This is a genomic window from Variovorax sp. VRV01 (assembly GCF_014852545.1).
Taxonomy (GTDB): Bacteria; Pseudomonadota; Gammaproteobacteria; order Burkholderiales; family Burkholderiaceae_C; genus Variovorax; species Variovorax beijingensis_A.
Window position 1 is genome coordinate 65,889 of sequence record NZ_JACVBS010000027.1, and the last position, 6,341, is coordinate 72,229.

The following is a 6,341-nucleotide window of genomic DNA, read 5'->3' on the forward strand; positions in this document are numbered from 1 at the left end:
CTTCTTTGAACTCTGTATACAGAGTACGGAGTTCGAGGCTGCGGCGCATCCCGGGTTTTTACCCATGGGGGCTGCAAAAGAACGTAACCCGCCGCTAAGCTCGGCCCATGCAACTCCCTACCTACGACGACGTCATCGCCGCGGCCGCGCGGCTCGAGGGCCATGCCCACCGCACGCCCGTGCTGCAATCGCAGACGGCCGACGAACGCTGGGGCGCCAGGTTCTTCTTCAAGTGCGAGAACTTCCAGCGCATGGGCGCATTCAAGTTCCGCGGTGCATTCAATGCGCTGTCGAAGTTCGACGCCGCGCAGCACAAGGGCGGCGTGATCGCGTTCTCCTCGGGCAACCATGCGCAGGCCGTTGCGCTGTCGGCCCGGCTCCTGTCGATGCCGGCCGTGATCGTCATGCCCAAGGACGCGCCGGCCGCCAAGGTCGCGGCCACCAAGGGCTATGGCGCCGAAGTGGTGATGTACGACCGCTTCACCGAAGACCGCGAGGCGCTCACGAAGCGGCTCGCACAGGAGCGCGGCATGACGATGATCCCGCCCTACGACCATCCCGACGTGCTCGCGGGGCAGGGCACGGCGGTGAAGGAACTGATCGAGGAAACCGGCCCGCTCGACCAGCTGTTCGTGTGCCTGGGCGGCGGCGGGCTGCTGTCGGGTTCGGCGCTGTCGGCGCGTGCGCTGGCGCCGGATTGCAAGGTCTACGGCGTGGAGCCCGAGGCGGGCAACGACGGCCAGCAGTCGCTGCGCGCCGGGAAGATCGTGCACATCGAAACGCCCAAGACCATTGCCGACGGCGCGCAGACGCAGCACCTGGGCGAATACACCTTCGGCATCATCCGGCGCGACGTGGACGACATCTTCACCGTGACCGACGAGCAGCTCGTCGACGCGATGCGCTTCTTTGCCGAGCGCATGAAGATCGTGGTGGAGCCGACCGGCTGCCTTGCCTTCGCGGGCGCCATTGCCGCGGGCAAGGCCATCGCGGGCCAACGCATCGGCATCGTGGTCAGCGGCGGCAACGTCGACCTCTCGCGCTACGCGGCACTGCTCGCCTAGGGCCTGTTAACAGGCCCTAGCTCGCTCAGGCGCGTATTCCCTCGGCCGTGAGGTGCAGCAGACGGTCCGCGCGGGCTGCCGCGCTCTCCGAATGCGTCACCAGCACCAGCGAGGCGCCGTGCTCGCGCGTCTGGCCGATCAGCAGTTCCATCACCTTCGAAGCGGTGCCCGGGTCGAGGTTGCCGGTGGGCTCGTCGGCCAGCAGCAGGGCGGGCCGGTGCACCAGCGCGCGCGCGATCGCGACGCGCTGCAGCTGGCCGCCCGAGAGCGTCTGCGGCAGGCGCGCGCCCATGCCGGGCAGGCCCACTGCGTCGAGCATGTGCGCGACGCGGCCTTCATCGCGCTTGCCGCCCAGCAGCATCAGCGGCAGCGAGACGTTCTGCGCCACGTCGAGGTGCGGCAGCACGTGGAAGGCCTGGAACACGAAGCCCACGTGGCGCCGGCGCCAGAGCGCGCAGGCTTCGCCGTCGAGCGCGCCGATGTCGGTGCCGTCGTGCGTGACCGTGCCTGCGTCCCAGTGGTCGAGCCCGGCCATGCAGTTGAGCAGCGTCGACTTGCCGACGCCCGATTCGCCCACGATCGCGACGAACTCGCCGGGTTCGACGCTGAGCGCCACGTTCTCGAACACGGGCACGTCGCCGTAGTGCTTGGCGAGCCCGGAAATGCGCAGCGTCATGCGGTGGTGCCTGCCATGCGTTGAACGGTCGTTTGCACGGCATCGGGCGCGTCGCAGGCGATGACGGTGCGCGCCGGCATGCTGCGCAGCCAGGTGATCTGCCGCTTGGCGAGCTGGCGCGTGGCCGCGATGCCGCGTTCGCGCAGCTCGTCCATGGCCTTGGCATCGGGCTGCGCGCCGCCGCAGGCGTCGAGCATTTCCCAGGCCTGCCGGTAGCCCACGCAGCGCATCGAGGGCAGCTCGGTCGACAGGTCGCCGCGTGCGCGCAGCGCCCTGACCTCGTCGAGGAAGCCGGCGGCCAGCATGGCGTCGAAGCGCTCGGCAATGCGCGCATGCAGCCACGCGCGGTCCTCGGGTTCGAGTGAAAAGAGAACGCCGCCATCCACTGCCTTCGCGGCCTTGTTGTCGCTCGCATGGAAGCTCGACAGCGGCTGGCCGCTGCTCTCCCATACCTCGAGCGCGCGCTGGATGCGCTGGCTGTCCTGCGGCGCGAGGCGCGCGGCCGTCGCAGGGTCGACCTTGGCGAGCCGTGCATGCATCGCGGGCCAGCCCAGCGCGGCGGCTTCGGCGTCGATGCGCGCGCGCACGGCGGCATCGGCCGCGGGCATGGCGTCGATGCCGTCGAACAGTGCCTTGAAATACAGCATGGTGCCGCCCACCAGCAGCGGCAGTGCGCCGCGGGCGCGGATCTCGCCGATCAGCCGCGTCGCATCGGCCACGAAGGCGGCCGCGCTGTAGCTTTCGCGCGGGTCGAGGATGTCGATCAGGTGATGCGGCACGGCGGCCTGCTCGGCCGGGCTCGGCTTGGCGGTGCCGATGTCCATGCCGCGGTAGACCAGCGCGGAATCGACGCTGACGATCTCGATCGGGCGCACCCGCGCCAGCGCGAGCGCCACCGCCGTCTTGCCGGAGGCGGTCGGCCCCGCGAGCGCGATGTATGTGGGGTTTTCAGGAAGGCCGGAGGCGGCAGCGGAGGGCGGCATAAGCGCCCGAGGGTAACAACAAAATCGGAAGCCTCAGATCGCCTGCGCGCTGGCGCTGGCCTTGGCGCGCGCTTCCTGCGGCAGGGCCGGCGAATCGGTGCGCGGAGCGGTCGGCGCGGCCGGCAGTGATGGCGTGCCGCGCAGCACGGGCGTGCCTTCCCCTTGCCGCGAAGCCAGGGTGGTCTCGGGCTTCATGCGGAACAGCTGCGACAGCGCCGAGCGGTACTGCGCCTCGCCGATCGAATTGGTGTTGTGGTGCGATCCACCCTCCACCAGCACGAAGAGCTTGGGCACGGTGGCCGCGTTGTAGAGCTTGCGGCCCAGCGTGGGATTGATCAGGCTGTCGGCGGTGCCATGCACCACCAGCAGCGGCGCGCCGATGTCCTTGACGCGGTTGATCGCCTCGAAGCGCTGCGTGATGAACGGGCCGAACGGCAGCCAGCCCCACTTGAAGCCGCTCACCACGTCGGCAATGGAGGTGAAGGTGCTTTCGACGATGGTGCCGCTCTCGTCGTTGACGCTGGCGGCCAGGTCGATGCCGATGGCGCCCCCGAGCGAGTGGCCGAAGATGTAGCGGTGCTGCCGCGGATGGCGGGCCGCGAGCCAGGTCCAGGCGGCGCGGGCGTCCTCGCGCGCTGATTCTTCCGACGGCAGGCCCTTGGAGCTCTTGCCGAAACCCCGGTAGTCGATGGCCAGCACCGAGAAGCCGAGCTCGTGCATGCGCTGGATGCGCGGCGCCGATCCGGCCACGTTGTAGCGGGCGCCGTGCAGGTACAGCATGACCGGCCGGTCGGTGGTTTCTGGCTCGCCGCCGAGCCAGAGGCCGTGAAGGCGGGCGGATTCGCCGGTGATGGAGGACTGGAAGTCGATCCAGACGTCCTGCATGCCCTCGGTCATGGTGGCGGTGTTGCCCCAGCTGCGGTCGCTGGGTTGGAAGATCCACTCGCGTTGCTGTTCGTCGAATGTGGAACAGCCGGCGGCCAGAAGGGCGCACAGCGAAAGAACGGAGGCAAGGAGGGACCAGCGTTTCATGGACTAGAGGGACAGCGAAGCCGGCGGAAAGTTCATGCTCGAGCATGGAGCGCGCCGACACTGCGCCCCAGCACTTCCCCCCAAGTGCCCTCGAGTGGCACTTTGTTCTACATACGCAACGCCCGTGCCCACTTTCCGGATGACGGCCAAAAACCCCGGAAAAACCCTCAAAATGCCCTGATTTGCTATCTGCCGCGCATAAAAAGCGCGTCCAGCTCCCGGATCGACAGCTGCCGCCAGGTCGGGCGGCCATGGTTGCACTGGTCCGAACGCTCGGTGGCTTCCATTTGACGTAATAAAGCGTTCATTTCGTCGATCGTGAGCTTGCGGTTGGCCCGAACCGCACCATGGCAGGCCATGGTCGAGAGCAATTCGTTCTGCGCCCGCTGCACCACGGTGCTGGCGTCGTGCTGCGCCAATTCGGCCAGCACGCTGCGCGCGAGCTCCACCGGATCGCCATCGGCCAGGGTACCCGGCACCGCGCGCACCGCAAGGGTGCGCGGCGAGAACGGCGTGATTTCCAGCCCCAAAGTCGGCAGCACCGCGGCGCAGGCCTCGGCGGTGGCCACTTCCTGGGGCGTGGCCGCGAACGTGGCCGGGATCAGCAACGGCTGGCTCGTGATGGCGGCGCCGTCGAGCTGGGTCTTGAGGCGCTCGTAGACGATGCGTTCGTGGGCCGCGTGCATGTCGACCACGATCAGGCCCTGGCTGTTCTCGGCCAGGATGTAGATGCCCTGCAGCTGCGCCAGCGCGCGGCCCAGCGGCCAGGCCTGCTCGTTGGTGGACAGGGCGCTCGGGGCCGTCGATTCGGCCGGCTGCCCCATGGCAGGGGCCCGGAACGCCGCAGCGGCGGCGGGCCATGGTGAAGAACCGCCGGTTTCGGAGTCGGGCTCCGATCCGCCGGTCCGCTGGGGCCACATGGCCTCGAAATCGCCGGCGCCGCGCTCCGCCGCGACGAAATTGATGCCCGGCTGGGCCCAGGTCGCACCCGAAGCGGGCAAGTTCGGCTTGAAAAAGGGCTGCGGTGCTGCCGGCGCGACGGCATCGCCCGCGCGCGGTGCCGCAAGCGCGTTCTCGATCGCATGGCGCACCGCCTGGTGCACCTCGCGGCCATCGCGAAAACGCACCTCGATCTTGGTCGGATGCACGTTCACGTCGACGCGCGACGGGTCGATGTCGAGGTACAGCGCATACACGGGCTGGCGCTGGCCGTGCAGCACGTCTTCATAGGCGCTGCGAACGGCATGCGAGAGCACCTTGTCGCGCACGAAACGGCCGTTGACGTAGAAGAACTGCTGGTCGGCACGCGAGCGCGCCGCATCCGGAATCCCGGCACGCCCGGCCACGCGCACCGCGCCGCCCAAGTGCTCGACGGCCACGCTCTGCGCCACGAAGTCGTCGCTGAGCGCATCGGCCAGGCGCTGCTCGCGCCGCTCGGCGGCGCGCCACTGCTCCATCAGCTTGCCGTCGTGCCACACCGAAAAGCCGACTTCGGGCCGCGCCAGCGCATGGCGGCGCACGGCCTCGATGCAGTGGGCCAGCTCGGTGGCGTCGGTCTTCAGGAACTTGCGCCGCGCCGGCGTCGCAAAGAACAGTTCACGCACCTCGACCGTGGTGCCGACCGCGCGGGCCACCGGCCGCAGTTCGCCGGTGCGGCCGTCGAGCGCGAAGGCACCATCGGCGCCCGCAAAGCGCGAAAGAATGCTGAGCTCCGCAATGGCGTTGATGGCCGCGAGCGCCTCGCCGCGAAAGCCCATGGTGCCCACGGTCTCGAGATCGTTCAGGCTCGCGATCTTGCTGGTGGCATGGCGGCGCAGCGCCACCGTGAGTTCTTCGCGCGGAATGCCCTGGCCGTCGTCCTCCACCGAGATCAGCCGCACGCCGCCCGAAGCCAGCCGCACCGTGACCTGGCGCGCACCGGCGTCCAGGGCGTTGTCGAGCAGCTCGCGCACCACGGAGGCCGGGCGTTCGACCACTTCGCCCGCGGCGATCTGGCTGATCAGCTCGTCGGGAAGTTCGCGGATCGGGCGGCGTTCGGGGGACGGAATGGAAGAGGGAAGGGCACTCACGCGAGCATTCTAGAAGCCGGCTGGCGCCGCGGCGCCGCCCTCCCCGGAGAGGCCTTTCAGCCCGGCATCAGCGTGTTCGACGGCAGCGTTTCGTCCAGCAGCTTGCGCGCCGTCTCCACGCCCGCCACCGGCAGCAGCTTCGGGTCGAGCAGGCCCACCTGCACCAGCACGCTGGCCTGGTCCCAGTAGATGTGCTCGTGGTAGAGCCTGTCGCCGCGGAACTTGACCACCGCCAGCAGCGGAATCTCCACGCGCCGGCCGGTCGGCGCCACGCCCGGCAGCATCCACGGAATCTCGGTGGTGTGCGTGAAGCTGAAGAGCAGCTCGTCCACCACCTGCGTGGCGCCCTCCGTGCGCGAGATCGACACGAGCGTGGTGTCGGGCGGATTGCTGTTGACGAAGTGGTTGCTGTAGAAGCTGTGCAGCGCCTGGTAGCCCACGCCGCCGGTCATGGTGGGAATGTGGTTGACGTAAGGCTCGGCCACCATGGTGGACATGGTGTCGTCCACGTTGCGGG

6 protein-coding genes are annotated in these 6,341 nt (G+C 69.0%); 1 reads left to right on the plus strand and 5 read right to left on the minus strand.

Going from position 1 to position 6,341, the window contains the following annotated elements:
• Positions 1–107 precede the first annotated feature (107 nt).
• Entirely contained in the window at positions 108–1,064 is a 957-nt protein-coding gene (locus IB278_RS30865) for a threo-3-hydroxy-L-aspartate ammonia-lyase (protein ID WP_145747585.1), read from the plus strand.
• Positions 1,065–1,089: 25 nt separating this feature from the next.
• Here IB278_RS30865 and IB278_RS30870 read toward each other — a convergent pair whose 3' ends face one another.
• The 5 genes from IB278_RS30870 to IB278_RS30890 form a co-directional block, all read right to left on the minus strand.
• Positions 1,090–1,740, minus strand: a complete 651-nt coding sequence (locus tag IB278_RS30870) for an ABC transporter ATP-binding protein (protein WP_145747586.1) — start codon at positions 1,738–1,740, stop codon at positions 1,090–1,092.
• Complete coding sequence (miaA, locus tag IB278_RS30875; protein WP_192327763.1) at positions 1,737–2,723, minus strand: tRNA (adenosine(37)-N6)-dimethylallyltransferase MiaA; 987 nt, start codon at positions 2,721–2,723, stop codon at positions 1,737–1,739. Before miaA ends, IB278_RS30870 begins: the two co-directional genes overlap by 4 nt.
• A 33-nt stretch (positions 2,724–2,756) precedes the next feature.
• Positions 2,757–3,755 (minus strand): alpha/beta hydrolase, encoded by a 999-nt coding sequence (locus IB278_RS30880; protein ID WP_145747588.1) that lies wholly within the window; start codon positions 3,753–3,755, stop codon positions 2,757–2,759.
• Between the two features lie 185 nt (positions 3,756–3,940).
• Positions 3,941–5,824, minus strand: a complete 1,884-nt coding sequence (mutL, locus tag IB278_RS30885) for a DNA mismatch repair endonuclease MutL (protein ID WP_145747589.1) — start codon at positions 5,822–5,824, stop codon at positions 3,941–3,943.
• Between the two features lie 56 nt (positions 5,825–5,880).
• Positions 5,881–6,341: ester cyclase (locus tag IB278_RS30890; RefSeq protein WP_225613276.1), on the minus strand; the 461-nt coding region annotated here is incomplete at its 5' end.